The organism is Agrobacterium sp. SUL3 (assembly GCF_001263295.1).
GTDB classification, from domain to species: Bacteria; Pseudomonadota; Alphaproteobacteria; order Rhizobiales; family Rhizobiaceae; genus Agrobacterium; species Agrobacterium tomkonis.
In genome coordinates, this window is record NZ_KQ414508.1 from 82,307 (window position 1) to 109,261 (window position 26,955).

Consider the following 26,955-nt stretch of genomic DNA (forward strand, 5'->3'; position numbering starts at 1 on the left):
CCGCCCCGGCCTGGGCAGGCCTTACAGCTGCATCTTGATCGTCAGCATATATTCGGTGCCTTTCGCCCGGTCGCGGGTGCGGGACACTTCTAGGGTGACTTTTTCCAGCTTGTGTTCGAGGCTTTCCTTGATTGTTCCGCCGGGCGTGTCCTCACGGCGCAATGAGGTATTGCCATAACCAATGCCGATTTTGCGCGTGATGGCGTTTTCCGTATAGGTTCTTCCGAACATGGCGGAAGCCTGCCCGCTGCGCACAGTCGCATCGAAACCACGGGAATCGATGTCGCGATAGGCGGAGCCGCTGATCGAATTGTCGGACTGGCTGTAGCTGCCGCCCGCGCTTATTCTGGCAAGTCGGTGCCCGTCGTGCTCAAGCGAAACATTGCCGTCGGCGGAAGGTCCGAAAAGCCCACCGTTCATGCTGTCCTTATAGGTGAAGCGGAAACGGCCGCTGCGCGCATCGACCTGATAATTGTAGGAGGCGTCACCGCTGCGCACCTGAATGCCCGGTGCCGGTTCGCTGCCGAGGATCGGCGAAACCTTGTCGGCGAAATTAAAGAGCGGTCTGGTGACCTGTTCAAATTCCGTCTGCGACAGCCGGACGGGCTTGCCTTCGGCATCGAAACCACCAACGGCGAGGCACGGGCGCTGATTGATGACGCTTTTCAGGGCAAACAGCGTGCAATTGTCGCTGGTCATGCCGGCAATGGCAGCGTGGACGGAGTTGCGCAGCGTATAGCTGCCGCAGCAGGAGAAGGCGTCGTTATCCGCACTCGCATCTCGCGTATAACCGGTGAAGACGATGCCGCTTGCGCCGGTGGAAATGTTCACATTGGCGAATTGCGGGCCGCTTTGCAGCGGAAACAGCTTCAACCGGCTCTGGTCAGCGAGCGTCTTCGGGTTGGAAAGCGATGGGATCGGCATTCGTTTTCTCTCCTTGAACACGGAACGGTATTTCCCTTCTAACACCGCAACGAGAAGGTGCAACCCGCAACCTGTGTGGGTCAGTTTCTGTGGATGACAGCAACCGCTGTTGTTACCGTGAGCCTCTGCACATATGTTGGACTACTTAAATCACGATTTCCGGATACGGCGGACAGGCGCATAATGAGCTCCCAGTTGGATTTTTTCGGTTCCGCGGCAGCGCGTCTCCCCCAGGGTGAACGGGGGCGAAAAGCGGCCGGCCGCGAAACGGTGCAGAAAAACGTTGCGGATGATGAGACGCTTGCCGGATATCTTGAATCCACCGGCAATTACCGTGTTTCACGCCGGCTCATGCCACGCGCGGTCGTCGACAAACCGCGGCCGGAATTTCCGCGTCAGGGCATCATCCTCGATACCGAAACCACAGGGCTTAATCATCGAACCGACGAGATCATCGAGATCGGCGTCATCGCCTTCACATTCGACGATCACGGCGCGATCGGCGACGTTACCGGTGTTTATGGCGGCCTGCGGCAGCCCGGCGTCACCATCCCGGAAGAGATCACGCGCCTGACCGGTATTACCGACGAGATGGTCGAAGGACAGGTAATAGACATGGACCGCCTGAGCGCACTTGTTGCCAGGGCGGATCTGATCATCGCCCATAATGCCGGCTTCGACCGCCCGTTCTGCGAGGCTTTCTCACCGATTTTCCGCGAGAAGGCATGGGCCTGTTCGGTTTCCGAGATCGACTGGAGGGCGCGGGGTTTTGAGGGCAGCAAACTTGCCTATCTGATAGGGCAGTCCGGTTATTTCCACGACGGCCATCGCGCCGTCGATGATTGTTTTGCGCTTCTGGAAGTGCTGGGTCATGCCCGTGCGGGGCAGGGCGAAGCACCCTTCGCAGAACTGCATCAGGCAAGCCAGCGCTCCCGTGTCCGCATTTATGCGGAAAACAGCCCCTTCGACATGAAGGATCATCTGAAAAAGCGCGGCTACCGCTGGTCAGATGGCTCCGATGGCCGACCCAAAGCCTGGTGGGTGGAAGTGGCCGAAGAAAAGCTCGACGAGGAGCTGCATTTCCTGCGGACCGAGATTTACCGCTGGGAGGCCGATCCCCCGGTCAAGCACCTCACAGCCTTCGACCGCTTCAAGGCCAACTAGAGCACTCGTGCGGGAGCGGCGGACATTCTCCGCCATCGATTCCGCCGGCGATCAGGCGAGCGGTGCCAGCGCATTTCGCAGGCTGACACCCTGCTTCGGCTGCAGATCGAGATCGGCCTCGATATGATCGAGGTGATGGAGCATGAGATCTGAAGCGCCTTTTGCATCGCCCTTTGCGACAAGCTCGAGAATGGCGAGATGTTCGTTGTGGCCGCAGCTCGAAATACCCGAACGGCCATAAAGGGCGACGACCAGCGAGGAGCGGGCGACCAGCTCATCCATAAACCGCTGGAGGATGACATTGCCGGATAGGGCCGCCAGCATGAGATGGAAATCGCCCGAGGCCTTTATTTCCGCCCGGCGTGCCGCCGGGCCGCGTTCATTCATATATTGCGCCTCTTCGACGAGGTGATGCTGAAACCGTACAATATCCGCAGGGGTGATGCGCTCCACCGCCGCCGCGATGATGCCCGGTTCGATCAGGCGGCGCGAGGCGAAAATCTGGCGCGCTTCTTCCGGTGAAGGCGTGGAAACGAAGGCCCCACGGTTACGCTCGGTCTTCACCAGCCCCTCGAAGGCCAAAATCTGCAACGCGGCGCGCGCCACGGTGCGGCTGACATCGAAGAGTGCCCCAACCTCGGCTTCCGACAGTTTGGTTCCCGGCGCCAGCCGCCGGTCGATGATGGCATTGCGCAGGGATTCGCGGATCAAAAGCGAGCGATCCTCGATTGTGGCATCCACGGCTGGGGTCTTTTCTGGCAGGGTCATGTCACGCATCCGGTATCGCTTCTTCTAACCCGGCGGCATCGGTTTTCCTAGTGGCGTCGCTATCGTGAACAATCGCTGATATCGTCAGGCCCTCAAAATCCCTAACCACACGACAATGAATGCCAGTTGATGGGCGATATCCCTTTGTACATTCTGCAATGTCCCATCGCTCAGAAGTATGCGGGATCCGTCCCTCTTCAAGATGCTCAGGCGTTCTGCCTTGGCCAATAGGGCCGTGACCTGGGCGCGGCTGATCCCATAGGCGCGCGCAGCCGCCTTGCGGGAAAACTCACAATTGGAGGCACCGGATTTGCTGGTTTTGGCCGCAGACAGCAGATCCAGCAGCAGAGGAAATCCGGGCGCATGGCCCAGGAACATCAGGGTTTCCATTGATGTGGGGCTGAACTCCTGCGGTTGTTTCAAAAGCCAGCCGACGCCATCAATAAGGATGTTGACGCCGATGTCTTTCGCCGGCCTATCCATAACCGGTTGCGCCTGCCATGGCGCGGCTGCGGCAAGATAAGTCTCGGCGAGTGTCTCGATCGCCATGATCAGCCAGCCACACAACGACCATGGGCGTTCGCGGTTGTCGCCATTGGGCTGATGCCGCCGGGCGGCGCCTTCGAGTTCCAGCCAGTCGATCAGCGCCCGTGTCCTGCGGCTTGAGGCCCAGCCTCGGGGGACGACGACGGCCTGAACCTCAGCCAGGGTAAATCGTCCGCCATGAACCGATGCCAGAGCGACGGCGCACAGGATCGTTGCGAATGCGCCGAAATCACCGAGAGCGCGGACGAGGCGTGGTTCCTGCTTGTAGACCCTCGATATCTGCGAGCAAAGACGGATGACAGTCTCGTCAAAAGCGGCATCGTTCAGGATCCGGTTCGCAAGGGGTGTCAGCCTCTCCTGAAGCATGTCCGGCTGCGGCCGAACGGGGTCTCCTTGCGGGAGCGATTTTGAATCCTGCGCAGCTGCTTTTCCAGATGCCTTTCTCCCACGGAATTTAAGTTTCGCTACTTTATGGCGAATTTAAAAATATGAGTTTTGCTCACCGACTGGGGCCGTTCAGGCGCACATGACAGCTGAAATGTTCCGGGTTCGGGAGATGCGTGCAATTTGTTGCACTCCCGCATCGCTCTCCCGAGGGGTATTAAAAAATACTCTCATAAATTGAGTGTTAAAGAGCGCGTTGAAATATGTGCCCTTTTGGAACGGTTTGCGAGAGCGGCGATAATAACAATGTTATCGTCTGTTTTTACTGAATAATTTTATTTGGCTTCGGACACGATATCTTTCGTTGGGCAACCGAAAACACAATCTTTGATGGTTGTTTTCTTGGCCTTGACGGAGTGACGGAAAGTGCATCCCGAAGCCGCCTGGCATCCGCATGTTTCTACCGAGTTTCTGGCGCGTCCGGCAGCAATGCCGGCTGGGCCGCGGCACGTCCATTCACCACCAATTCTCAGAAGGAGGATAAAGCGATGCAACTTCGACATGTTATTTTTGCCGGCCTTGCGGCAATTGCGATGCAGTTTGATATTCCGTCCATGGGTCAGCCGGCCATTGCAAATGCGGCCGCCCTCACCACCGAACAGGTGGCGGCGTTCCAGTCAAAACTTGAACAGGCGGAGGCAAGCCGGGAGCTGCTTGGCCGACGGTCCGTATGCCTGATGGAGTATCTGACGGCGCAACAGCAGCTCAGCGCCGAACGGGAGAGGGCGCTGGGAGAGGCCATGTACCTGCAGATCGAGCTGGAACGGCAGGTGGCGCAGTCCGAGACGGCCGTGAAGGGCTATGAAGAACTGGTTCAGTCTGAGAGCGAGAACGTCAGGGCGCGTCAGGCCGTGTTCGAAAAAGCCCGAAGGGAAAGGGACGAGCAGGCCAAGAGAGTAACAATATGCAGCGGCGTCCTCTTCTTCCTGCCGGGAATTTGCCAGGCCGGTGACGCCGCGGTGAAGGCGCTGGGCTGGATGAATGATGCGGAGAGGGAATACCGCATCGCACTGCCGCGGCTGGACAATGCCCGGACGGCGCTTGAGGGCGTTCGCAACCAGCTCGAAAACAATCGCCGCCAGCTGATAGCGGCACAGCAGAGCCACGCGGAAAACCAGAGCGCAGTGAAAAATCTGGAAGAGCAGATCACCAGGCTCAAAGCGGCGATTTCCACCATCAACGGCAAGGTTCAGGACTTCAACATTCAGGTCGGCAATTTCACCAATGCTCTGAAGGAAGCGAGCGAGGTCAATCCTGACGACGCGAAAATACGTCAGGTCGACCGGCTGTCCGTCGAGATCGACGGCCTGACCAAGGACGTGCCGCAGTTCATTTCCTCCACCGAGGCCGGATTGCCTGAAGGTGCCAGGAAACAATGCGGATCGTGAACGATCAACCCCATGACTCTCCGTAACAACCATCAACAGGAGTATGAAAATGAATAATGTCGTCAATCTCGAAAGCCGGGAAACCAAACTCAACAGCGCGATCGATGCAGATGTCGAAGCGATCGTGTCGAAGCCGGAATTCAGCCTTCCCAAGGCGGATACGGCGCTCGTCCGGTATTATGTTGATAAGATCCAGGGGACCTACGATGTCGAGCGCGCCAAGCGCGACACCGACAATGCGATCGACCTGCTCTACATCGCTTACAACACCACGCCGCAGGAGGAGGGCAAAATTCGCGGACGCATCAGCGCCATCATGGACAGCTTGATAACCGCGCAGCAGAGCAGTGAACTCACCATGAAACATGCGATGGATGTTGCCAATCGCATCCGCATTTCAGTCGACGACCTCTTCCCGGACTGGCTGGATGTCCGCGAGGGAAATGACCAGAGCGAGATCAAGGCCTTCGTCTCCAACGACCTGATAAAGCTCGCGAAAAATATCCGCGACAAGGCGTTGGAAGTGCGGGACGATCTCCTTAAGGTCGCCTCCACCTATGATGGCATCATCAAGGCAACGGCGCAGATCACCGATGCGAGCGAAATGGTCTTGAGCAAGCGTCTCGAAGACAAGGCGACCATGGAGCGGGAAATCCGCGAGGCCGATGCGCGGCGCCAGCAGCTGGAATCGCTTGTGAACGATCTGAAGGCACAGGTTGCGGAGTTCGAAAAGAAGGCCCGTGAATATGAAAAGCGGGCCAATACGGCAGAGGAGCGCGCCTTCATCATGTCGATCGTCCGGGTCGGCGCGCAGATGATTTCAAGCGCCATTCCCGCCATCGCCATGGTGGCGGGCGGTCCTGCCTCCATGCTGGCCTCGTCGGTCGGCGGCGCGCTTTCGGGACAGCCCAAGGGCGGCCAAGATGCGGACTGGCAGGGGCAGGGTGGCGGCTCCCGCACACCGACAACCGGCGGCGGAAAGGCGGATGGGGCCGCCACGCAGAGCAAGCTTTCCGAGCAGAAGGCCGAACTGCGCAAGAGCGAGGAAAAACGCGACACCTTAAAGACGGATATCAAGGCGCTGGAAGACAGCAGGTCGGCGCTGGCGAAAGATGCCGAGGGCACCGATCCGAAATCGAGCAAGGCCGTGGAACTTGCCGAACTTGATAAGCGTCTGACCGCGCGCGCCGCGGAACTGAAGACGCAGGAGGAGAAGATCGCAAGTCAGCAGACTCTGATTTCCAGTCTGCAGGCTTCACTCGACGCGCTCGACAAGGGGCTGGGCAAGCTCACCGACGAGCAGCAGCAACAGGCCGCAAGCCTGCGCGAAATGCAGATGAAGATGATCGACAAGGCGGAATCCTATGAGAACGAACGCCGTACCCAGGCCGCCGAACTCATAAAGATCAACGCTCTGCTGAAGGGAAAGCAGGCTGAGGACGATAAGATCAAGCTTGCGGTTCAATCCCTCAACGTCAGCATTACGGCGCTGAAACGCATGAAGGAAATCATTGAGGAAATCGCATTTTTCTTCAAAAGTTTCGCCGATTTCATGCAGGCCGTGGCCGACGATGCCGAGCACCAGATCAAGGCGATCGACAATGTGGCCGAGCTGGAGGTCATTCGCAAGAACCGTCTCGCCCAGCTCGTTCGCTCCGTCAACGAGTTCTTCGTCAGGCAGACCGCCCAATGGTATGCGGTCGGGGCCGTCAGCGACAGGTTCAACCGCAGCTTTGCGGACGGATGGTCAAAGCTCAACAAGCTGCAGGGGACATATCTCACCGGCACCGGCCTGACGAACTATATGGCGGAAGCCTCGGAAAAGCTCTCGGCCATCGTCGCCGAACGCGAGGCCGCTGCGGACGCAAAAATCGCATCGCTGCAGGCCTATCGTCAGGATCTGAGCAAAACAGCCTGATCCCTTGAGATCCAGCCGTTCCTTTTCCGGCCCGGCAGGAAGCGTATCCATGGTCTCAGCCGGAATCGTCCCCCTTGGCATGGATCATGGGCAATGTCCTGCCGGCGAATATGCCGGCAGGACGGCTAGGAACGAAATCTCACCATTCACCAACGCAAAATCAACGACGGGCATCCGGCCGCCATCGAAGCGCAACCCGTGCCGTGTCACTTTAAGGAAGGAGAATATCATGCCGACAGTCAACAACCCTCCGGCGCTGGTCGCTCAGGAAACGCCCTCCTGGTGCTTTGCCGCCGTGGAGCAGATGGTGCGGGCCTATCGTGAACTTGCCGCCGCCACGCAATATGCCATCGCAAGACGTAACACCGCAGCGCTTGCGACCGTCGACCCGGAGGTTCAGGAGCGCTGGGAGCTGGCGCTTATTCTGGATCAATCCGCTGCGATCGATGAAATGGGCGGCGCCAATCCCGACAGCAACATCGTCAGGCTGGTTTCCAGCCAGTGGAACGCCTTCGACCATGCAACGACCGGCGGTGGGTTCGTCGCCGATCTGACGCCGGAGGTCGTCAGAGGCGAGATCGACAACAACCGGGTCTTCGTCATCGGCACACATATCCATTATTACGTCGTCTATGGTTATACCGAGGCAGGCAAGGATCTCGAACTTCACATCCTCGATCCATGGCCGACAGGGCATGGCGGCAGCAGAACGCGCATTGGCCTGCAGGAATTCCTCGGGATGGCCGGCCACACCGCCATCACCTTCGGCTAAACCTGCAAGCAGAATGTCGGCTGCGCGCAAAGGCGCGTAACGGCACCGCAACCTCTTGCCGGAGGAATTCCGGCACCCAGCAACCCTTCAAAACCATGCCGACCTGTCCTTGCCATCAAAGGCCGGGAACAGCTGGCTCATGTCCAAAGGAGACACATATGCCAATTCTCAGCGACTTCATGATCAAGCATATTCGCCCTTTCAGCGAGGACGGTTACAACACATTTGGCAACACCCAGACCATCGAGTTTCTCGCGGAGCTGGGACTCGACATGAACGACATCCTCAATATCCTCGCGGCATGGCGCAAGGCAGCCTTGGCTGATCCCAGGAAAGACGGCGATGTCTTCGCCGAGGCCGCAAATGCTGTTGCCCAGGCGCGGTGGGAGTCTCTCTACAAAACCGGCAAAAGCACAGTCATGTTTCTCGACGCGGTTCAGCTCGAATCCCTCAGCCAGCTCGCACCCGGCCCGGACAGTGACTTTACGTGGAGACCCAAGACGCCTATCGCGGTCGCGGTAACCATCCACAGGAAAAGCAAGCAGTATGAAATCACTCTGGGCGCGGCCGGTTTCTCCGGCGGCACCGATGAGCGGGGATGGATATCCCACTTCTCCGAATTGCTGTAGCGGTTCCTTATGACATCAAGACACGCCGGAAAGTCAGCGACTTTCCGGCGTCGACGTAAACCGGCCCCTTCATATCCCTGTCGCAATAGTGTCTGATACCGACATGATTTTTTGATACCCATTTGTGTTGACGAATAGCCGTTGCACGCTCAGGGAGCTTTTCGTGAAGCCGTCAACGCAAGCAATGCCAGCCGAAACCGACAGCCAAAAAAACGGCACTCCCGGTGAAGTTTTCGCCGCCTTCCTGAAGCTCGGCGTCACCTCTTTCGGCGGGCCGATCGCCCATCTCGGTTATTTTCGCGATGAGCTGGTCGTGCGGCGCAAATGGATCGATGAGGCCGGTTATGCCGATCTTGTGGCGCTCTGTCAGTTTCTTCCCGGTCCGGCTTCCAGCCAGGTAGGCTTTGCGCTGGGGCTCCTGAGGGCGGGGCCGCTTGGCGCTCTCATGGCCTGGACGGCCTTTACCCTGCCATCCGCCATCCTGCTTTTGCTGTTTGCCACCATTGCCGCCTCCATCGAGGGGCCGGTCGGCACCGGCCTGCTGCATGGCCTCAAGATCGTCGCCGTCGCCGTGGTGGCGCAGGCGGTCTGGGGCATGGCAAAAAGCCTTGCGCCGGATCGGCAGCGCGCCAGCATCGCACTTGCCGGCATTGTCTGCGTGGTTTTTCTGGCCGGAGCTTTCGGGCAGATCCTGGCGCTTGCCGTCGGCGCCGTTGCCGGGCTTGCCTTCTGTCGCAACGGTGCGGTGAGGGACGCTGCCCATCTCCAGTTCCGGGTGCCGAAAAGCGTCGGATATATCGCGCTCGCTGCCTTCATCCTGCTTCTTGGCCTGCTGCCGCTGCTTGCGGCTGTGGCGGGATCGCAGGGCCTCTCTTTGTTCGATGCATTTTATCGTGCCGGCGCGCTGGTCTTCGGCGGCGGGCATGTGGTCCTGCCGCTGCTGCAATCCGAGGTCGTCGCCACCGGCTGGGTGACGGAGGATGCATTTATCGCCGGATATGGCGCGACACAGGCCGTTCCCGGCCCGCTTTTCACCTTTGCCGCCTATCTCGGTGCCGTGGTGGGGACGCAGCCGAATGGCGTTGCCGGTGCAGCCATTGCCCTCATTGCAATCTTCCTGCCGGGCATGCTGCTTCTCATCGGTGCGCTGCCCTTCTGGGAAGGGTTTCGCCGGCACCTTCTGGCGCAGGCGGCCATGCGCGGCGCAAACGCCGCCGTCGTCGGTATTCTTGGTGCCGCACTTTATGACCCGGTGTGGACCAGCGCCATCTTCACGTCGAAGGATTTCACACTGGCCCTTGCGGGTTTCATCCTGTTGACGGTGTGGAAGACACCGCCATGGGTTGTGGTGGTGATCTGTGCTGCGGGCGGCGTTCTGCTGGCGCTGCTGTAAGCCATGTCAGGCAAATTCCGCATGGGTCAACATCCAGTCCGAAAAGGCCAGCATGGCTGATGTCTGCGGTTTGGATTGCAACCGGGTCAGCCAGTAGCTTCCAAGCGATATGGTGACGGGGAAGGGCTGGATGATTGCACCTGACGCCAGATGCCGCGAAAACATCGATGGCGGCGCCAGCGCCACGCCCAATCCCTGCAGCGCGGCCTCCATCATGCCGAGCGAGGTGTCGAAAACGATCCCGGCATTCACCTGGGCTGCCGGCGCCACACCGGCCGCCGCAAACCATGTGCTCCATTCGTCGGACCGGTAGCTGCGCAGAAGCGTCGCCTCGACAAGATCGGCGGGCGTTTTTAAAGTTTCCGCCAGTTTGGGTGTGCACAGGGGTGAAAGCGGCGCCTCGAAAAGCCGGAAGGCATCGGTGCCGTGCCATGAACCCTGACCAAAGCGGATGGCAAAATCCAGCCCTTCGGCCGCCATGTCTACCCGGTTATTGTTGGTGGAAACCCTGACATCGATGAAGGGATGCTGTTTTTGAAACTCCTTCAACCGCGGCAGAAGCCAGCCGACGGCAAATGTGCCGACGACCCCCAGAAACAGCAATTCGCGCACCTGTCCGGCCTCGATCCTGTCGAGCGTCGTCGCCATCTGGTCGAAGGAACTGGTAACGGTGGGCAGAAGCGCTTCACCCTCGGCGGTGATTTTCAGCCCGCGCGGAAGCCGTTGAAACAGCGAGACGCCCAGCCGCTTTTCCAGCACCTTCACCTGCTGGCTCACCGCCGCCTGCGTGACGCAGAGTTCGATGGCTGCACGGGTGAAGCTGAGGTGTCTTGCCGATGCTTCGAAGGCCCGAAGACCGTTCAGGGGAAGAAATTGCCGAACCATTTGAGACCTAGATTTTCTTGTATCTCTTCCGAGATATCATGGTTTGTTCGTGCAATGTAGGGCCGCTAAAGCTCTTTCGCTGGGGACGGCGCAAGCGCCGGTCATCGACCTGAGGTTTTGGAGAATGCGAAAGATGAAACTCAATCACGGACATATCGCCCTTGCCGCGCTGCTCTCGGCCGGCCTGTTCACACAGGCCTCCGCCGCCGATGAAGCGAAGCTGAAGGCAATAACGGATGCCGCGATAAAGCCGGTCATGGAGAAAAACGGCATTCCGGGCCTGGCCGTCGCCATCAGCGTCGATGGTGAAAACCATGTCTTCACCTATGGCGTCACGTCGAAGAGCACCGGCCAGCCGGTGACGCCGCAGACCCTGTTCGAACTCGGCTCGATCAGCAAGACATTCACGGTCGCGCTCAGCACCTATGCCGAGATGAATGGCCAGCTGTCGCTGTCCGGCAAGGTCGCGGACTATCTTCCGTCCATGAAGGGCACACCTTTCGGCGATGTTGCCCTGATGCATCTCGGCACCCACACCGCCGGCGGTTTCCCCCTGCAGGTGCCTGATAACGTCGAGACGGAACAGCAGCTGCTGGCCTATCTCAAGGCCTGGAAGCCGTCATATAAGGCCGGAACCCACCGTACCTATGCCAATCCCAGTATCGGAATGCTTGGTTACGTTACCGCAAAGGCCATGGGCCAGAGCTTTGATGACGCGATGCAAGGCACGCTGCTGCCCGGACTGGGCCTGAAGAACACCTTCACCGTGGTGCCGAAGGCAAAGATGGGGGATTATGCCCAAGGCTATAAGAGAAACGGCGACCCGGCCCGGGTGACGCCGGCCATCCTCTCCTCGGAGGCTTACGGCGTCAAATCCTCGGCAAGCGACATGATCCGTTTCATCAATGCCAATATGGGCCTTGAGAAGCTGGATGGAAAAATGCAGCAGGCGCTCCTCAACACCCATACGGGCTATTTCAGTGTCGGCGCGATGGTGCAGGACATGGTCTGGGAACAATATGCCTATCCGGTTGCCCTGAAGACGCTGGTGGACACGAATTCCGGCGCCCTTTTGAAGACGGTTCCGGTCTCCGAAATCACCCCGCCGATGAAACCGCGTCAGGACGTCCTCATCAACAAGACGGGCTCCACCAATGGTTTTGGTGCCTATGTGGCTTTCATACCGAAACAGAAACGCGGCGTCGTCCTTCTGGCCAATAAAAACTATCCCAATGAGGATCGTGTTGCCCTGGCCTATGAGATTTTGACGGCGCTCGACAGGGCGGAATAATACCCGTCGGGCGGTCTGCTGTCCGCCACCCGTGCGCGGGAGCTCAATCGCTCCCGCGTCAAGGCGGATTGCGCTTTCATCGAAAGCGCCCGCCGGTGTCGGGAACCAAGTGTTAACCGACCCATTTGAAATTCCCATCGTGGTAACTGCGGTGAAACGTGCCGTGTCGAAAATGACATCCGACAAATAATCGGACCATAAATGACGATGCGTTTCACCCAACTCAGGCTTGCCGGACCGGCCGCAGTGCTTATCGCCATATTGCTGGCGGGGCTGGCGGCCATTCCCTATTACGGCGTTGCGCGTCTCGACGCGGAGCTTCGCCAGCGGCAGGAAACGCTGGTCGGACGCAACATCTCCATATGGATTTCCGACGTGGAATTTGCGCTGACGGCGTGGACGATCTGGGACGAATCCATCGCCAAGATCGACAATCTCTTCGATCCGGAGTGGACCGACCGGAATATCGGACGGTCGCTCATCGGCACCTCGCGCACACGTTTCGTCAGCATTCTCAATGGCGACGGCGATCTGATCTATTCGAAGACGGATGACGAAGTTCTGCAACGCCCGTTTTTTGCCCGCGGCGCAGATGTGATTGCGCAGGACGCGCACTCGCTTGTGGATGCCGTGCGCGCGAAGGAACGCGGCGAAAGGCCGGAGGGCATTCCGCAGCCAATCGCCTTCAGCAAGATCGAGGTGATCGGCGATGACGCCGTCCTTTTGACAGCCAGCCTCTTCCAGTCGGACTTCAGGACAGCGACACCCCGTGGTGAACGGGCGCCGGTGCTCATTTCCGCAATTCCCATCGCCGGCAGCCTGCAGGAGTTTCTCGGAAACCGCTTCCTTCTGGACGATGCTTCCGTTGGGCCGGCCGGCAGCGTTCCGGCAGAGCGCGCAAGGGTGGAAATCGCCATGGGGCCAAATGGGCAGGCACAGGCGCTGTCCTGGCAGCCGCTGACCCCGGCGCGGGATCTGCTTCGTCAGTCCCTGCCGCTTGCCGTCACGGTTCTTGTCGTCCTCATAGCCGGCGGCATCTTCGCGGTGCGGATGTCCCGCCGCGCGGTTCATTCGCTTGTCGAGGCCGAAAAACAGATGCGGCACGCTGCTACCCATGATTTCCTCACCGGACTGGCCAACAGGTCGCTCGTCGCATCCGAATTCGCCAGACTGTCACAGCAGGGACACCTGACTGTCGCCTGCCTTGATCTCGACGGTTTCAAGGCCATCAATGACAGCCACGGACACGCCGCCGGTGATGCCTTGCTCAAGGCGGTCGCCGCCCGCCTTCGCGCAGCCTGTCAGGAGCGCGACGTGGTGTTCCGGCTGGGCGGTGATGAGTTTGCGGTGCTGATGCCCGCCATTTCCCTTGCCGAAGCCGAGATGCGCTGCCGCCAGCTGTGCGTGCTTCTCTCCGAGCCCTATATTGTCGATGACGGCGTGATGATCATCGGTGCATCCTTCGGATTGAGCAGCGTTACCGGGGCGGAAACCTCCTGCGACGAGGCCTTCCGCTGCGCTGACGAGGCGCTTTACCGCGCCAAGGGTGAAGGCCGCGGCAAGGTCATGACATCGCTCTGCGAGATCGAGCCCGTTCTCCGGTTCGGCTGAACTGAGGGGTGGGTAACCCCTTGATGCCCGATGACAGCAGCCGGCAATCGCGCTACCGGAGATTGGATGCGCCGCCACCGATTCGGTCCGGGACGACGGTCGCATATCACATAAAGACAAATCTTTTTGCACGGCTGCGATCTGCAACGGGGACGTTCGTCAAATCGCGCCGGCCGCTTTCTGGGGGACAGACGACGATGAGCGATACAGGTGGCTATTTTCCGCGCTGGCGACTGAAAACCGAAGGACGCATCATGCCGGATGAGCGGTTGCCCGCCGGGCAGACCGCAGTTCTCGGTCTGCAGCATGTCGTCGCCATGTTCGGCTCCACGGTGCTTGCGCCACTGATCATGGGGTTCGATCCGAACGTCTCCATCCTGTTTTCGGGCATCTCGACGCTGATTTTCTTCATCGCCGTCGGTGGACGCGTGCCGAGCTATCTCGGTTCGTCTTTCGCCTTTATCGGTCCCGTGCTGGTGGCAACCGGTGCCGCCGCCGGTGCTGCGAGCCCCAATATCGCGCTCGCCCTTGGCGGCATCATCGCCGCGGGCGTGCTTTATGCCCTGATCGGCGTCATCGTCATGATTGCCGGCCATAACTGGATCGAACGGCTGATGCCGCCGGTTCTGACCGGCGCCATCGTTGCGGCGATCGGTCTGGTACTTGCGCCGATTGCCATAGCCAGCGCCTCCGGCACCGGCCCCGGCAATCCCGATGGCGACCAGCTGTCGCGCTGGATTGCAATTTTGACCGTCACATCCGTCGGCGCCATTGCTGTCTATGCGCCCGGCATGGCGCGACGCCTGCCCATCCTCCTCGGCGGGGCTATTGCCTACATCGCCTATCTGGTACTGGCCAATGGTTTCGGTCTCGGAAAGCCGGTGGATTTTTCCGGCGTTGCAGCCGCGTCCTGGTTTGGATTGCCGACATTCACCACGCCGGTATTTTCCGCCTCGGCAATCGCGCTGATCGCGCCTGTCGTCGTCATTCTGGTGGCGGAAAATCTCGGGCATATCAAGGCGATCGGCGCGATGACCGGCCGCAACCTCGACCCTTACCTTGGCCGCGCCTTCATCGGTGACGGCATCGCCACCATCTTCTCCGGCGCGTTTGGCGGAACCGGGATGACGACCTATGCCGAGAACATGGGCGTCATGGCGATTACCCGCATTTTCTCGACGCTGGTTTTCATCGTTGCGGCGTTGGTGGCCATCATTCTCGGCTTCTCGCCGAAATTCGGCGCTCTGATCCAGACGATACCGGGACCTGTCATCGGTGGTCTGTCCGTTGTCGTCTTCGGCCTGATCGCGGCGACTGCCGGGCGCATCTGGGTGGAGAACAAGGTCGATTTTTCCGAGCCGCGCAATCTCATCACCGTGGGCATCGCGCTGGTGCTGGGCGCTGGCAACTTCAAGCTCAATGTCGGCGGTTTCACGCTTGATGGTATCGGCACGGCGACGATCGGCGCCATCGTCTTTTATCATCTCCTCAGCCTTGGTGCCCCGGCTCGGGGAAATCACGCTAAAGACTGAGGCCCGGAAGAACCGTACGAATGTGATCGCCAAGCGCCTTGGCCGCCGATGATGTCTGGGGATCGGAAAATGCGAGGGCTATTCCGATCGTCGGCAGCGGCGGCAGGCCACTCCTGACGATGTGGAGGTCGGGCGGAACGGCTGTTTTCGTCAGCACGCTGATGGCGTGGCCGGAGCGGGCGATGGCGATGAGGCCTGAAAGGCTGGTGCTGGCAAAGGCGACCCGGTAGCGGCGATTGGCGCTTTCCATGGCGTCGCAGGCGGCGCGGTGATCCAGCGTCGCCGGTGCCGAGAGCGCCAGCGGCAGCACGTCCTTGGCAAGCAGATCCGGGTCCGGACTATCCGCCACCCAGACGAAACTCTCCCTGCGCAGAACCTCGGGATGATCCGGATCGGCCTGCGAGACCAGCGCCATGTCGATCTGGCGGCGGCGCAGCAGCGGATGCAGCTCGATGGTCGGCGCGCAGACCATCCGCAGGTCGACTTTCGGGTAGGTTGCGCAGAAGCCGCGTAGCAGCTCCGGCAGGAAGGCGATGGAATAGTCTTCCGGGCATCCAAGGCTGACGGTTCCCTGAAGGATCGCCTCGCTCATATCCGCAAGGATTTCATCGTGCCGGGCAAGCAGCGCATTGGCGTGCGCAAGCAGCTTTTCTCCTGCCGCAGTGACCCGCACTCCCGAACCCGTTCGTTGCAGCAGGCTGCGGCCCACCTGTTCCTCAAGCCGCTGCATCTGCGTGCTGAGCGCCGATTGCGTGCGCCCGACCTGCATGGCGGCGACGCTGATGGAGCCGGTGCGGGCGACGATGACGAAGTTCTTTAAAAGCGTAAGGTCGAGCATGGCGATATCAAAATTATCGATATCTGCTTCAGATACTATCAATTGGACTGTATCCGCAAGGGCCTGTTACCGTTCTTCAGGATCACCTCTTGGGGAACGTGCCATGGACAATATTTCGAAAAACGCCATTTCGTTGAACGATGAGCCGGCCTTCTGGGCCGCCGCCAACAAACACCTGACCCGCTATGGGCCGGCCTTCGAGGAAATCATCGTCGAACGCGCCGAGGGAAGTTTCGTTTACGATGCGGATGACCGCGCCATTCTCGATTTCACCTCCGGCCAGATGAGCGCCCTGATCGGCCACACCCACCCGGATATTGTCGCCACCGTCAACCGGCAGATGGCCTCGGTCGCGCATCTCTTCTCCGGCATGTTGTCACGCCCCGTCGTCGAACTTGCAGCGCGGCTGGCAGCGCTGGCGCCCGGTCTCGACCGTGTGCAATTGCTGACAACAGGGGCGGAATCCAACGAAGCGGCGATCCGCATGGCAAAGCTCGTCACCGGCGGCCATGAGGTCGTGGCTTTTGCCCAGAGCTGGCATGGCATGACCGGCGCTGCGGCGTCTGCCACCTATAGTGCCGGCCGCAGGGGTTACGGCCCGGCGACGGCCGGCTCGCTGGTCATTCCCGCCCCGAATGCCTATCGCCCGCGCTTCCGCAACCCGGATGGATCGAATGACTGGCAGGCCGAGCTTGGCGACGCCTTCGAACTGATCGATCGCCAGTCGACCGGCAATCTCGCCGCCTTCATTGCCGAGCCTATCCTCTCAAGCGGCGGCATTCTCGAATTGCCGCTCGGTTATCTCGCCGCCCTGAAGAAGAAATGCGAGGAGCGCGGCATGCTGCTCATCCTCGACGAAGCCCAGACCGGTGTCGGCCGGACGGGGCATATGTTCGCCTTCCAGCGCGATGGCGTGACGCCCGACATCATGACACTCTCCAAGACGCTCGGCGCCGGCCTGCCGTTGGCAGCCGTGATGACAAGCGCCGAAGTGGAGCAAAAGGCCTTCGAGCGAGGCTTCCTGTTTTATACCACCCATGTGTCCGATCCGCTGCCGGCGGCTGTTGGTGTGACGGTCCTTGACGTGGTTGCGCGTGACGGTCTCGTGGAACAGGCGATTGCCCGCGGAAAGCGCCTGAAGGACGGGCTTTTATCCTTGCAGCAGCGGTTCGAATGCGTTGGCGACGTGCGCGGTCGCGGGCTCCTGCTCGGGTTGGAAGTCGTGGCAGACAGGCATACGAAGGCCCCGGGTTTCGAACTCGGTGCCCGCATCATGCAGGAAGCGATGCTGCGCGGCATGAGCATGAACATCGTCAAGCTGCCCGGCATGGGCGGCGTCTTCCGCATCGCCCCGGCGCTGACCGTGTCGGATGCCGAAATCGATCTTGGGCTGGATATTCTGGCGGATTCCATCGAATCCGCGCAGGCCGTGCGGTAGGGCCGTGACGCTCGCCTGACGGTCAGATTTCAGGCGAGCGGGCGAGGCGTGATCCACTCGGTGCGACGAGGCTTCAGGGAAGCCCGTTGCCGTACCCGTTAGGCCGGTCAATCTTCGCGTCATGTCTCCCGGTCGGCGCTATTGTGTTTTCCAGGTCTCAAGCAGCATTCCGACAAATTTTTCCGCTGCCGGGGAGAGTGTGCTGCTTCGCCTCTGCACGATGCCGATCGTGCGTGAGACGACGGGATTGACGATCGGGCGGCTGACGAGAAAGGGGTGATCGTCCTGCGGTGTCGCAAGTCGCGGCAGCACGGAAATCCCCAGTCCCGCTTCCACCAGTCCAAGCGAGGTGTTGAGGTGGGTCACCTCGTAAAACCAGTTCAGCTTCAGATTGTGTCTTGCGAGCGCGCCGTCGAGAAGTGTCCTGTTGCCGCTGGAACGGTCCACCACGACAAGCGGATAGGCCTCCAGCTGGTTCCACTCGATCGTTTCGAAAGCCGCCAGCGGGTGATCCTTTCGCATCGCCAGCACGAAGGGGTCGTCGATGAGCGGCTCGAATGACAGATCGGGATCGGAATTGCCCATCAGGTTGATGCCGAACTCGACCTCACCTCTGGCGACGGCCTGCAGCCCCTCATTGGCCGTCAGATCCCGGATGCGCAGCCTTATATGCGGATATTGCTGGCTGAACGCCTTGATGACGGCGGGAAGAAAATAAAATGCCGCTGTCGGAACGCACGCCATGGTGATGAGGCCGCGTCGCTGCGCGCCGTCCTTCATCGCAAAAAGCGATCCGTCGAACTCCTCCAGCATGCGCCGGACAAGCGGAATGACTTCCTGACCCATGGCTGTCGGCGCCACATGGCGGGTGGTTCTTTCCAGAAGCGGAGCGCCAATCGTCTGCTCCAGTTTCTGGATGCGCCGGGTCAGTGCCGGTTGCGAAATATGGAGCGCTTCCGCCGCTCTATGAAAGCTTTCCATTTCAACCACGGCTTGAAAAGCACGCAAATCCAGAATCTCGCAATTAATGCTCATATCGCAATAATACCCCTAAACATTGCATTTAACAGATTAGCGTCTTTTGCCCATATTGCAACAACGAAGCGGATTGATCCGCTAAATGCAAGATTGAGGCGTGAGATGAATGATCTGCTTAAGATACCCTGTGTGCTGATGCGCGGCGGAACTTCGCGCGGACCGTTCTTTCTCGCCTCCGACCTTCCGCGTGATCCGCGACAGCGCGATTCAGCCCTCCTGTCGATCATGGGGTCGGGGCATCCGCTTCAGATCGACGGCATTGGCGGGGGTAATCCCGTGACGTCGAAAGTCGCCATAATTGGGCCTGCAACCGTCGAAGGGGCCGATATCGATTACCTGTTCGCGCAGGTCCGTACCGACCGGCAATATGTGGATTATTCTCCCAATTGCGGGAACATGCTGGCCGCCGTCGGACCTTTTGCGATCGAAGCGGGGCTTGTTGCGGCTCATCGGCACGATACAGTGGTGCGCATCCACAATGTGAACACCGGCAAGCTGATCGAGGCGAAGGTGCCGACGCGCGGCAACGAGGTGATCTATCTCGGCGATGCCTCGATCGACGGAGTTCCGGGTCTGGCCGCGCCGATTGCCCTGACTTTCGTGGATGCCGCCGGGGCAAAGACCGGCAGATTGTTGCCTACGGGAAACCCTCTCGACACGATCGACGGGGTGAATGTGACGGCCATAGACTGTGCGATCCCGATGGTTCTCATGCGTGCAGCCGATCTCGGCGTCAGCGGATATGAAGACCCGCAAACCCTGAGCGGTAACAGGGACCTTATCGAGCGGATGAGCAGCATACGAATTCAGGCCGGCCGGCAGATGGGAATGGGGGAGGTGAAGGACATGGTAATACCAAAGCCCGTGCTGGTCGCTCCGGCGCGCAATGGAGGCACACTTTCCGTGCGTTATTTCATGCCGGACGAATGTCATCCCGCCCTCGCGACAACGGGTGCTGTGGGGATTGCCCGGGCGGCCGTGACGGAGGGATCGGTGGCTTTCGAACTTGCCGGAAGTCCGTCCGTACCGACCCAGATCCGCCTCGAACATCCCGCCGGTCGCCTCGACGTGCAACTGGAGATGCGCAACGGGGCAATAACGGCGGGACTTGTGCGAACGGCCCGCAGGCTTTTTGAGGGTTTTGCCTTCGCCAAACCAGTCGCTGCAATCAACGACGCAGCTTAGACCACAGTCAGTCATTCAAAACATCGCAAACCGGGAGGAGACCCATATGCGTAAATACCTGCTTGCAACAGCTGCGCTCTGTGCGCTGGCGGCATCTGCAAATGCCGAATCCGTCAGAATGAGCGTTGGCTCGTACAATCTCAACAACCTGCCTTTTCCTGTCGCCGCCAGCCTCGGCTTCTACAAGGATGAAGGCCTTGACGTGACGACAGAGAATTTTGCCCAGGGCGGTTCGAAGGTCCTGCAGGCGCTGGTTGCGGGCTCGACGGATGTCGCCGTCGGCTTTTACGACCATACCATCCAGATGCAGTCCCAGAACAAGCATGTCATCGGCTTTGTCCAGCTTGCCCGCAATTCCGGCCTGGTGCTTGCGGGAAAGAACGATACGGACTTCGATCCGGCAAAGCCGGAAACCATCAAGGGCAAGAAGGTCGGTATCACCTCTCCCGGCTCATCCTCGGATTTCTTCATCCGTTATTACATGAAGCAGCACAATCTCAGCGACAATGACATCTCCATCATCGGCGTGGGCTCCGGCGCTGCGGCCGTGGCTGCGCTGCAGCAGGAAAAAATCGACCTGCTCGTCAATTACGATCCGGCCGCGACGATTGTGGTCGAGCGCGGGCTGGGCAAGATCCTCATAGATGCGCGAAGCGATCAGGGCGCCAGGGATGTTTATGGCGGCATCTACCCCACCTCGGTGCTCTATGCGACGCAGGAATATATCGATGCCCATCCGGAGGTGATCCAGAAAGTCACCAATGCCACCGTGCGGGCATTGCACTGGATGAAGCAGCATTCGGCCGAGGAAATCGTCGACAGGCTGCCGGATGATTTCGTCTCCGGCGACAAGAAGACCTACATCAAGGCTGTCGAAGCGGCCAAGGCGATCTTCTCCGAAGATGGCAGGTTCGAGCCGGCCGATCTGGAAACGCCGCTGGCGGTTCTTAAAAGCTTCAACGACGCAGTCGCCAAGGCAACGATCGACCTCAACACCACCTATACCAACAAGTTCGTCGAGGCCGCCGCCTCGAAGGCTGCAAACTGAGGGGGGGCGAGATGTCATCACCAGTCAGAAAGCTAGAGCCCGTGACCGAATTCAAACCCCAGCCCATGGTGACAATCGACAACGTGACCATGGCTTTCGGTTCGTTCGTTGCCGTTCAGGACGTGAACCTCGAAGTGGGCGATGGAGAGTTTCTCTCCATCGTCGGCCCAACGGGATGCGGAAAATCCACCATCCTCAACGCCATTGCGGGACTGCTGAAGCCGGCGCAGGGGAAAGTGGCCATTGACGATGTTCCGGTTCAGGGCGTGCAGAACACCATCGGATATCTTTTCCAGCAGGACGCGCTGCTTCCCTGGAAGACGGCGTATCAGAATGTCGAGCTTGGCCTGCTGTTCCGCGGCGTTCCCGAACATGAGCGGCGTCAGAAGGTTCTGGCATGGCTCGAAAAGGTCGGGCTGAAGGGCTTCGAAAGTCGTTTTCCACACCAGCTTTCGGGCGGGCAGCGCAAACGTGTCCAGATGGCGCAGGCGCTCATCACCGAACCGAAGGTCATCCTGATGGACGAACCCTTCTCGGCGCTGGATATCCACACCCGCCATCTGATGCAGAACGAGCTGCTTCGGCTATGGCAGGAAGACCGTCGGGCGGTGGTCATGATTACCCATGATCTCGAAGAGGCGATTGCGCTTGGAGACCGCGTCGTCGTTCTCGCTGCCGGTCCCAAAAGCCGTGTCATCGAAAGCTTCCCCGTTGATCTGGAACGGCCCCGCAACGTTGCGGAAATTAAACTCGATCCGAAATTCATGACCCTGTATCGCGACATATGGGCATCGCTGCGCGGTGAAGTGGAGAAAAGCTATGCAAGCCGTTAATGTTCGTATCATTCAGGTCGTGCTTCTGGTGGTGCTTCTGGGCGGCTGGCAGCTCGGCGTCACCTCGGGAGCGATCGACCGCTTCTTCTTCCCGGCGCCTTATGACATCGTCATGCAGGTGGTCACCTGGGTTGCCGATGCGGGTTTTTACAAGCATGTCGGCATCACGCTCAGCGAAACGGTGCTCGGTTATCTCATCGGTACGGGTCTTGGCGTCGGCGCCGGCGTGTGGCTGGGGCTAAGCCCCTTTGTCGCCCGCGTGCTGGATCCCTTCATCAAGGCGGTGAACGCCATTCCGCGTGTCGTTCTGGCACCGATTTTTGTCCTGTGGCTGGGCCTTGGCCTGTGGTCCAAGGTTGCGCTTGCGGTCACGCTCGTCTTCTTCGTCACCTTCTTTAACGCCATGCAGGGCGTGCGTGAGGTGAACCCCGTCGTGCTTTCCAACTCCCGCATTCTCGGCGCCAAGCGTTCTGATCTGCTGCGGCACGTCTATTTTCCGGCGGCGGCCAGCTGGATATTGTCGTCGCTGCGCACATCCGTGGGATTTGCTGTGGTTGGCGCCATCATCGGTGAATATCTGGGGGCTTCGGCAGGCCTTGGTTATCTGATCGCCCGCTCCGAAGGGAATTTCGACGCGGTGGGTGTCTTTGCAGGCATCATCATTCTCGCCGTGTTCGTTCTCATCATCGACCTTATTCTCGATATCGCCGAGAAGAGGCTGATCACCTGGCGGCCGAATGCGGGTGAAGAACGACCTGCCTGAGGTCTGGCTTGTGCTGATACCAAACGAGGCGGCCCTTGGGCCGCCTCGTTTCATGAAATGCAAAGGCTCTGTCCTGTCGGGATTGCACCCGGCGATAGTCTGCGCTCAGGAAAGCGTCTGTTTGAGGACGGCCAGTGCCCCCTTGGTCAGGACGTCGTCCGCGCCCACTGATGTCTTGAGCCCGAACACATCTGCGGCAACCAGATAGAGATCGTTCAGTCCGTCATTGCCGACGATAGCTGCCTCGTCTCCCTCCGCATACCATCCGGCATCGCGGGCTTGCCGAAACTCCTGCCCGATGACCAGTCCCCGCACATAGGACCGCAGCTGATCCGGCGAAAGCCGGCCGGCAAGCCCGCCTGTTCGCGCTGAAAACAGCAGCGACAGCATGGCGGCGGATCGTTTTGCCTCTTTCAGACCCCAGCGATAGGCCTCCGGATCGTCGACCGGCGGCTGCGTTGAACCGCGCGCGATGAAGGAATGATTGATGAGCAGGTTGAAGATTTCACCGGTCACGAATGTCTGGAAGCCGTCAATCCGCCCCGCCTTCACCCGCGCCCATTTGCTGTGGGTTCCGGGGATGATGAGGGTGGCGTCTTCGCCAAGGCCATGGCCGACGATCTGGGTTTCTTCGCCGCGCATCACATCCGGAAAGGGCTGGCGGGCGGGATCGTTCAAACCGGGCAGGAAGACGAGATCGGACCCGTTCGGCAGCGACTTGCGCACCGTGCCGGCGGCAAGTTCCGCCGGGCCTGCCGGGCACGGCACATAAGCGACTTCAACCCAGCCGTTACGGCTGGTGATCATGCCGAGTGCGGCGACTGGCAAGGCCCCGTGGCGAGAGAACCAGGGTGCGAGTGCAGTCATCAGCGCCGCCTCATGTTCTCCCTTGCCAATGCTCGAAATACCGTCGGCGGTTTCCAGATGATCGAGTTCTTCACCACTTTCACTGACGAGCGCCGCCCTCAGTGATGTCGTTCCCCAATCGACGATGATCGATGTCGCCGCTGCTGCCATGTCTTGAACCTCCTCGTTCATTTCATCTTGGGGCTTGTCATAGGGTGCGAGTCTATATAGTGTCAATTAGTGAATTCAAGGTATCAAAATATGATACTTAATTGGGAGGAGAAAAATGGTGGCTGGCCTCAAGGGGATTTTGCCTGTTCTGCCCACGCCGTTTCTGGCTGATGGCGGCATTGACGAAGCGGGTATGAAGCGGCTGGTGGTCTTTGCGCTCGACAAGGGCGTGGATGGTGTCGTGTTTCCCGGTTTCGCCAGCGAGGTGGAGACTTTGAATGCTGCCGAGCGTGCAACGCTGCTGAAGATCGTCGTGGATGCGGTGGCCGGGCGGGTTCCTGTTGTGGCCGGTGCAAGTGCGGCCGACTGGCGTGACGTGGTCGAGCATGGGCGGGCGGCATCGGCACTCGGCATTCGCCACCTGATGGTGCAGCCGCCCAAATCCGTCGGCACGGATGCGCCGGCGCTGATCGAATTCCTCGGCAAGGTCGTCGAGGCGCTGCCCGAGGTTGAAATCATCCTGCAGAACGCGCCTGCGCCGCGCGGCTCCGACCTTTCGCCGCAGGCGATCGTGGAGATCGTGCGCGCCTTGCCGCAGGTCACCTACGTCAAGGAAGAAACGCTTCCCGCCGGCCCGGCCATAAGCCACATCATCGCCCATGCGCCTTCGACGCTGAAGGGCGTCATCGGTGGCGGCGGCGCCCGTTACATTCTCGACGAATATGCCCGGGGTGCTACGGCGGCCATGCCGGCGCTGGAGATCGCCGAGGAACATGTGGCCATCGACCGGGCGCTTGTTGCCGGGCGGCAGGAAGAGGCGCGCAGGATTTATGTCCGCACTCTGCCGCTTCTGGTGTTGCAGGCTGTCTATCGCATGCGACTGACTAAATATGTGCTCGCTCGTCGCGGTGTGATCGAAGGCGTCGGTGTGCGTGCACCGACACCCGAGCTTGATGCGGCGGCCATTGCCGATATCGACGCCAATCTGGTCGAACTTGGCCTCGTTGCCGCGGAGGCCGCATGAACAGCCCCATCGCAACCGTCGAAGTCTTCACGCTGACCCAGCCGCGCAAGGTTCCCTATCTCGGCGCGCTCAGGGAAGGCGAAGTGGTCAATCCCAACGGCTATATCGTTCGCAAGGGCAATCGCACGGTCTACCCCACCTTCGACCGCAGCGTGCTGGTGCGCATGACGACCGAGGCCGGCATTGTTGGCTGGGGAGAGACCTATGGCATCGTCGCCCCCGGCGCGGTTGCCGCCCTCATCAATGATCTTCTCGCCGGTTTCGTGATCGGCCGCGATGCGTCCGATCCTTCGGCTGTTTATGACGACCTCTACGACATGATGCGGGTGCGCGGTTATACCGGCGGCTTTTACGTGGATGCGCTCGCCGCGCTCGATATCGCGCTCTGGGATATTGCCGGGCGGGAAGCCGGAAAATCGGTTCGCGAGCTTCTCGGTGGCGGTGTGGACACGTTTCCGGCCTATGTTTCCGGCCTTCCTGAAAGGACGCTGAAGGCGCGCGGGGAACTGGCGAAATACTGGCAGGATCGCGGTTTCAACGCCTTCAAATTCGCAACACCGGTGGCTGATGACGGCCCGGCGGCCGAAATTGCCAATCTCCGGCAGGTGCTTGGGCCCCAGGCGAAGATCGCCGCCGACATGCACTGGAACCAGACGCCGGAACGGGCGCTGGAACTGATTGCCGAAATGCAGCCCTTCGACCCGTGGTTCGCCGAGGCGCCGGTCTGGACGGAGGACATTGCCGGTCTGGAGAAGGTTTCGAAGAATACCGACGTGCCGATTGCCGTCGGTGAGGAATGGCGCACCCACTGGGATATGCGCGCCCGCATCGAACGCTGCCGCATCGCGATCGTGCAGCCGGAAATGGGCCATAAGGGCATCACCAATTTCATCCGCATCGGCGCTCTTGCCGCCGAACACGGCATTGACGTGATCCCGCACGCCACCGTTGGCGCCGGCATCTTCCTTGCCGCCAGCCTGCAGGCATCGTCGACATTGCCGATGCTGAAGGGACACGAATTCCAGCACTCGATCTTCGAGCCGAACCGCCGCCTGCTGGACGGCGACATGGATTGCCGCGAAGGCAGGTATCACCTGCCGTCCGGACCGGGACTTGGGGTAAGACCGTCGGAGGCGGCGCTCGGTCTGATTGAACGTATCTGATTTGGTTTTTTGGAGGAGGAAACCATGACCAAAAGAATGAAAAAGCTGGCGCTCAGCACCGCGACCGCCGTCTTGATGACCATGGGCGCTGTTGCGCCCGCCATGGCCGATACCGTGCTGAAGTTCATTTCCTGGCAGACCGATGATGCCGGAACGGGCGAATGGTGGCGCTCCGCCATCGCCGCCTTCGAGAAACAGCATCCGGGGGTGAAGATCGAATTCACCAAGGCGGAGCGCAGTTCCTACGCGGATACGATGACCACGCTTTTCGCCGCCAACCAGCCGCCGCAGATCGTGCATCTGGCGTCCTTCGAATTCCAGATGTTTGCCGATAGCGGCTGGCTGGAACCGCTCGACCCGTGGCTGAAGAAGGACGGCATCGACATGACCGGCTGGGCCGGCCAGCAGAAATGCGAATGGAACGGCGAAACCGTCTGCATCATGACCAACTATTTCGGCTTCGTCATGGCCTATAACAAGAAGCTGCTGGAAGAAGCCGGCGTTGCGGTTCCGAAAACCTATGACGAGTTCCTGGCCGCTGCAAAAGCCACGACCAAGGATCTGAACGGCGACGGCATCATCGACCAGTTCGGCACCGGCCACGAAACCAAGGGTGGTCCGGGGCAATATCTGACGGAAATGCTGAACTACGTCATCGATGCCGGCGCCTACTGGACCGACAAGGACGGCAACATCACCATCGATACGCCACAGATGGTCGAGGGCCTTTCACGCTGGAAAACCGTGATGAAGAGCGGCATCAGCCCGGTGGACATGAGCGCCAGCGACGTGCGCAAGCTGTTTGCCGATGGCAAGATGGCCATGCGGCTCGATGGACCGTGGCTTTATGGCACGACTGAAAAGGGTTCGGCCAAGAGTGACATCGTTTATGTTGCGCCGCCGCTTCATCCGCCGCTCGGCGGCTCGTCCAACGTGCTGGCCATGCCGGCCGATATTCCCGACGACCAGAAGGCATTGGTCTGGGATTTCATTAAGCTGACGATGACTCCGGAATTCCAGCGCAGTTACGCCACCCTTGGCGGCAACACACCGCCAAGCCCGAAGGCGGATGTCTCGGGTGTTGAAAAGACCATCCCGCATTTCCCGGTGCTGATCGAAACCATGAAGGCCGCGTCTGAAGCCGGTATCGACCGCATTCCGACCGGTCTTGAACTTTTCTACAACGAGTTCAGCAAGATGGTGATGGAAGAAAGCCAGCGAATGATCATTCAGGATCTCGATCCGGCGGAGGTGGCCAAAACCATGCAGGCAAAGGCCGAAGCCATCAAGGGTTGATCCCCCATTGTCCTGATCTTGTTGTCCTGCCATGGCCCGTAAAGGGC

24 protein-coding genes are annotated in these 26,955 nt (G+C 59.9%); 17 read left to right on the forward strand and 7 right to left on the reverse strand.

Going from position 1 to position 26,955, the window contains the following annotated elements:
* Positions 1–21: 21 nt before the first annotated feature.
* A complete protein-coding gene (locus AKG12_RS19015) occupies positions 22–924 on the reverse strand; it encodes a hypothetical protein (RefSeq protein ID WP_046800444.1) in 903 nt (300 codons plus the stop codon).
* A 183-nt stretch (positions 925–1,107) separates the two neighbouring features.
* Here AKG12_RS19015 and AKG12_RS19020 point away from each other — a divergent pair, with 183 nt between their 5' ends.
* Positions 1,108–2,088: a 3'-5' exonuclease gene (locus tag AKG12_RS19020; protein WP_052820051.1), complete on the forward strand. Its 981-nt coding sequence runs from the start codon at positions 1,108–1,110 to the stop codon at positions 2,086–2,088.
* Between the two features lie 51 nt (positions 2,089–2,139).
* Here AKG12_RS19020 and AKG12_RS19025 read toward each other — a convergent pair whose 3' ends face one another.
* Positions 2,140–2,856: a GntR family transcriptional regulator gene (locus tag AKG12_RS19025; protein WP_046800506.1), complete on the reverse strand. Its 717-nt coding sequence runs from the start codon at positions 2,854–2,856 to the stop codon at positions 2,140–2,142.
* An 84-nt stretch (positions 2,857–2,940) separates the two neighbouring features.
* A complete protein-coding gene (locus tag AKG12_RS19030; protein WP_046800446.1) occupies positions 2,941–3,768 on the reverse strand; it encodes a hypothetical protein in 828 nt (275 codons plus the stop codon).
* 566 nt (positions 3,769–4,334) lie between these two features.
* Between AKG12_RS19030 and AKG12_RS19035 the strand changes: the two genes are divergently transcribed.
* The 5 genes from AKG12_RS19035 to chrA all read left to right on the forward strand — a co-directional run bounded on the left by AKG12_RS19035 (position 4,335) and on the right by chrA (position 9,946).
* Positions 4,335–5,234 carry an HlyD family secretion protein gene (locus tag AKG12_RS19035; protein ID WP_052820052.1) on the forward strand — a complete coding sequence of 300 codons (900 nt, stop codon included), beginning with the start codon at positions 4,335–4,337 and terminating at the stop codon, positions 5,232–5,234.
* Between the two features lie 49 nt (positions 5,235–5,283).
* Positions 5,284–7,152, forward strand: coding sequence for a tyrosyl-tRNA deacylase (locus AKG12_RS19040; RefSeq protein WP_052820053.1), 1,869 nt, complete (start codon positions 5,284–5,286; stop codon positions 7,150–7,152).
* 229 nt (positions 7,153–7,381) lie between these two features.
* On the forward strand, positions 7,382–7,924 hold the full coding sequence (locus AKG12_RS19045; protein ID WP_052820054.1) for a hypothetical protein: 543 nt from the start codon (positions 7,382–7,384) through the stop codon (positions 7,922–7,924).
* A gap of 158 nt (positions 7,925–8,082) precedes the next feature.
* Positions 8,083–8,553 (forward strand): hypothetical protein, encoded by a 471-nt coding sequence (locus AKG12_RS19050; RefSeq protein WP_046800449.1) that lies wholly within the window; start codon positions 8,083–8,085, stop codon positions 8,551–8,553.
* Positions 8,554–8,737: 184 nt separating this feature from the next.
* A complete protein-coding gene (gene chrA, locus AKG12_RS19055) occupies positions 8,738–9,946 on the forward strand; it encodes a chromate efflux transporter (protein WP_082178939.1) in 1,209 nt (402 codons plus the stop codon).
* A 6-nt stretch (positions 9,947–9,952) separates the two neighbouring features.
* On the opposite strand, the gene AKG12_RS19060 is transcribed toward chrA, so the two are convergent.
* The gene (locus AKG12_RS19060) at positions 9,953–10,831 is read right to left on the reverse strand and encodes a LysR family transcriptional regulator (protein WP_046800451.1); all 879 of its coding nucleotides are present in this window, start codon (positions 10,829–10,831) and stop codon (positions 9,953–9,955) included.
* Positions 10,832–10,964: 133 nt separating this feature from the next.
* On the opposite strand from AKG12_RS19060, the gene ampC reads away from it, so the two are divergent.
* The 3 genes from ampC to AKG12_RS19075 all read left to right on the forward strand — a co-directional run bounded on the left by ampC (position 10,965) and on the right by AKG12_RS19075 (position 15,265).
* Positions 10,965–12,122 (forward strand): class C beta-lactamase, encoded by a 1,158-nt coding sequence (gene ampC / locus AKG12_RS19065; RefSeq protein WP_052820056.1) that lies wholly within the window; start codon positions 10,965–10,967, stop codon positions 12,120–12,122.
* A 201-nt stretch (positions 12,123–12,323) separates the two neighbouring features.
* Complete coding sequence (locus AKG12_RS19070) at positions 12,324–13,733, forward strand: GGDEF domain-containing protein (RefSeq protein ID WP_052820057.1); 1,410 nt, start codon at positions 12,324–12,326, stop codon at positions 13,731–13,733.
* A 197-nt stretch (positions 13,734–13,930) separates the two neighbouring features.
* Positions 13,931–15,265: a solute carrier family 23 protein gene (locus tag AKG12_RS19075; protein WP_052820058.1), complete on the forward strand. Its 1,335-nt coding sequence runs from the start codon at positions 13,931–13,933 to the stop codon at positions 15,263–15,265.
* Here the strand turns inward: AKG12_RS19075 and AKG12_RS19080 are convergent.
* Positions 15,255–16,103, reverse strand: a complete 849-nt coding sequence (locus AKG12_RS19080) for a LysR family transcriptional regulator (RefSeq protein ID WP_052820091.1) — start codon at positions 16,101–16,103, stop codon at positions 15,255–15,257. The genes AKG12_RS19075 and AKG12_RS19080 overlap by 11 nt on opposite strands.
* 103 nt (positions 16,104–16,206) lie before the next feature.
* On the opposite strand from AKG12_RS19080, the gene AKG12_RS19085 reads away from it, so the two are divergent.
* Positions 16,207–17,541 (forward strand): aspartate aminotransferase family protein, encoded by a 1,335-nt coding sequence (locus tag AKG12_RS19085; RefSeq protein ID WP_052820059.1) that lies wholly within the window; start codon positions 16,207–16,209, stop codon positions 17,539–17,541.
* A gap of 138 nt (positions 17,542–17,679) precedes the next feature.
* Here the strand turns inward: AKG12_RS19085 and AKG12_RS19090 are convergent, their stop codons facing one another.
* Complete coding sequence (locus AKG12_RS19090) at positions 17,680–18,576, reverse strand: LysR family transcriptional regulator (RefSeq protein WP_046800456.1); 897 nt, start codon at positions 18,574–18,576, stop codon at positions 17,680–17,682.
* A 105-nt stretch (positions 18,577–18,681) separates the two neighbouring features.
* On the opposite strand from AKG12_RS19090, the gene AKG12_RS19095 reads away from it, so the two are divergent.
* The 4 genes from AKG12_RS19095 (at position 18,682) to AKG12_RS19110 (ending at position 22,408) form a co-directional block, all read left to right on the forward strand.
* The gene (locus AKG12_RS19095; RefSeq protein WP_052820060.1) at positions 18,682–19,764 is read left to right on the forward strand and encodes a 4-oxalomesaconate tautomerase; all 1,083 of its coding nucleotides are present in this window, start codon (positions 18,682–18,684) and stop codon (positions 19,762–19,764) included.
* 46 nt (positions 19,765–19,810) lie between these two features.
* Positions 19,811–20,812 carry an ABC transporter substrate-binding protein gene (locus AKG12_RS19100; RefSeq protein WP_052820061.1) on the forward strand — a complete coding sequence of 334 codons (1,002 nt, stop codon included), beginning with the start codon at positions 19,811–19,813 and terminating at the stop codon, positions 20,810–20,812.
* Between the two features lie 65 nt (positions 20,813–20,877).
* The gene (locus AKG12_RS19105; RefSeq protein WP_046800509.1) at positions 20,878–21,645 is read left to right on the forward strand and encodes an ABC transporter ATP-binding protein; all 768 of its coding nucleotides are present in this window, start codon (positions 20,878–20,880) and stop codon (positions 21,643–21,645) included.
* Entirely contained in the window at positions 21,632–22,408 is a 777-nt protein-coding gene (locus tag AKG12_RS19110; protein ID WP_052820062.1) for an ABC transporter permease, read from the forward strand. The genes AKG12_RS19105 and AKG12_RS19110 overlap by 14 nt, the downstream gene beginning before the upstream one ends.
* A 105-nt stretch (positions 22,409–22,513) precedes the next feature.
* Here the strand turns inward: AKG12_RS19110 and AKG12_RS19115 are convergent, their stop codons facing one another.
* A complete protein-coding gene (locus tag AKG12_RS19115; RefSeq protein WP_052820092.1) occupies positions 22,514–23,425 on the reverse strand; it encodes a 2-dehydro-3-deoxygalactonokinase in 912 nt (303 codons plus the stop codon).
* A gap of 115 nt (positions 23,426–23,540) precedes the next feature.
* Between AKG12_RS19115 and AKG12_RS19120 the strand changes: the two genes are divergently transcribed.
* From AKG12_RS19120 to AKG12_RS19130, 3 genes are read left to right on the forward strand one after another with little or no spacing between them, the layout of a single operon-like run.
* A complete protein-coding gene (locus AKG12_RS19120) occupies positions 23,541–24,449 on the forward strand; it encodes a dihydrodipicolinate synthase family protein (protein WP_052820063.1) in 909 nt (302 codons plus the stop codon).
* On the forward strand, positions 24,446–25,612 hold the full coding sequence (locus tag AKG12_RS19125; RefSeq protein WP_052820064.1) for a mandelate racemase/muconate lactonizing enzyme family protein: 1,167 nt from the start codon (positions 24,446–24,448) through the stop codon (positions 25,610–25,612). Before AKG12_RS19120 ends, AKG12_RS19125 begins: the two co-directional genes overlap by 4 nt.
* Before the next feature lie 24 nt (positions 25,613–25,636).
* Positions 25,637–26,908, forward strand: a complete 1,272-nt coding sequence (locus tag AKG12_RS19130) for an ABC transporter substrate-binding protein (RefSeq protein ID WP_052820065.1) — start codon at positions 25,637–25,639, stop codon at positions 26,906–26,908.
* The last annotated feature ends 47 nt before the right edge of the window (positions 26,909–26,955 follow it).

Coding starts and splice junctions, on each gene's coding strand:
- AKG12_RS19080 (WP_052820091.1), bottom strand. CDS start 16,103: ATGCTCGACCTTACGCTTTTAAAGAACTTCGTCATCGTCGCCCGCACC.
- AKG12_RS19045 (WP_052820054.1), top strand. CDS start 7,382: ATGCCGACAGTCAACAACCCTCCGGCGCTGGTCGCTCAGGAAACGCCC.
- AKG12_RS19115 (WP_052820092.1), bottom strand. CDS start 23,425: ATGGCAGCAGCGGCGACATCGATCATCGTCGATTGGGGAACGACATCA.
- AKG12_RS19040 (WP_052820053.1), top strand. CDS start 5,284: ATGAATAATGTCGTCAATCTCGAAAGCCGGGAAACCAAACTCAACAGC.
- AKG12_RS19075 (WP_052820058.1), top strand. CDS start 13,931: ATGAGCGATACAGGTGGCTATTTTCCGCGCTGGCGACTGAAAACCGAA.
- AKG12_RS19100 (WP_052820061.1), top strand. CDS start 19,811: ATGCGTAAATACCTGCTTGCAACAGCTGCGCTCTGTGCGCTGGCGGCA.
- AKG12_RS19090 (WP_046800456.1), bottom strand. CDS start 18,576: ATGAGCATTAATTGCGAGATTCTGGATTTGCGTGCTTTTCAAGCCGTG.
- AKG12_RS19105 (WP_046800509.1), top strand. CDS start 20,878: ATGGTGACAATCGACAACGTGACCATGGCTTTCGGTTCGTTCGTTGCC.
- AKG12_RS19015 (WP_046800444.1), bottom strand. CDS start 924: ATGCCGATCCCATCGCTTTCCAACCCGAAGACGCTCGCTGACCAGAGC.
- AKG12_RS19025 (WP_046800506.1), bottom strand. CDS start 2,856: ATGACCCTGCCAGAAAAGACCCCAGCCGTGGATGCCACAATCGAGGAT.
- AKG12_RS19060 (WP_046800451.1), bottom strand. CDS start 10,831: ATGGTTCGGCAATTTCTTCCCCTGAACGGTCTTCGGGCCTTCGAAGCA.
- chrA (WP_082178939.1), top strand. CDS start 8,738: ATGCCAGCCGAAACCGACAGCCAAAAAAACGGCACTCCCGGTGAAGTT.
- AKG12_RS19035 (WP_052820052.1), top strand. CDS start 4,335: ATGCAACTTCGACATGTTATTTTTGCCGGCCTTGCGGCAATTGCGATG.
- AKG12_RS19050 (WP_046800449.1), top strand. CDS start 8,083: ATGCCAATTCTCAGCGACTTCATGATCAAGCATATTCGCCCTTTCAGC.
- AKG12_RS19070 (WP_052820057.1), top strand. CDS start 12,324: ATGACGATGCGTTTCACCCAACTCAGGCTTGCCGGACCGGCCGCAGTG.
- AKG12_RS19085 (WP_052820059.1), top strand. CDS start 16,207: ATGGACAATATTTCGAAAAACGCCATTTCGTTGAACGATGAGCCGGCC.
- AKG12_RS19120 (WP_052820063.1), top strand. CDS start 23,541: ATGGTGGCTGGCCTCAAGGGGATTTTGCCTGTTCTGCCCACGCCGTTT.
- AKG12_RS19130 (WP_052820065.1), top strand. CDS start 25,637: ATGACCAAAAGAATGAAAAAGCTGGCGCTCAGCACCGCGACCGCCGTC.
- AKG12_RS19030 (WP_046800446.1), bottom strand. CDS start 3,768: ATGCTTCAGGAGAGGCTGACACCCCTTGCGAACCGGATCCTGAACGAT.
- AKG12_RS19110 (WP_052820062.1), top strand. CDS start 21,632: ATGCAAGCCGTTAATGTTCGTATCATTCAGGTCGTGCTTCTGGTGGTG.
- AKG12_RS19125 (WP_052820064.1), top strand. CDS start 24,446: ATGAACAGCCCCATCGCAACCGTCGAAGTCTTCACGCTGACCCAGCCG.
- ampC (WP_052820056.1), top strand. CDS start 10,965: ATGAAACTCAATCACGGACATATCGCCCTTGCCGCGCTGCTCTCGGCC.
- AKG12_RS19095 (WP_052820060.1), top strand. CDS start 18,682: ATGAATGATCTGCTTAAGATACCCTGTGTGCTGATGCGCGGCGGAACT.
- AKG12_RS19020 (WP_052820051.1), top strand. CDS start 1,108: ATGAGCTCCCAGTTGGATTTTTTCGGTTCCGCGGCAGCGCGTCTCCCC.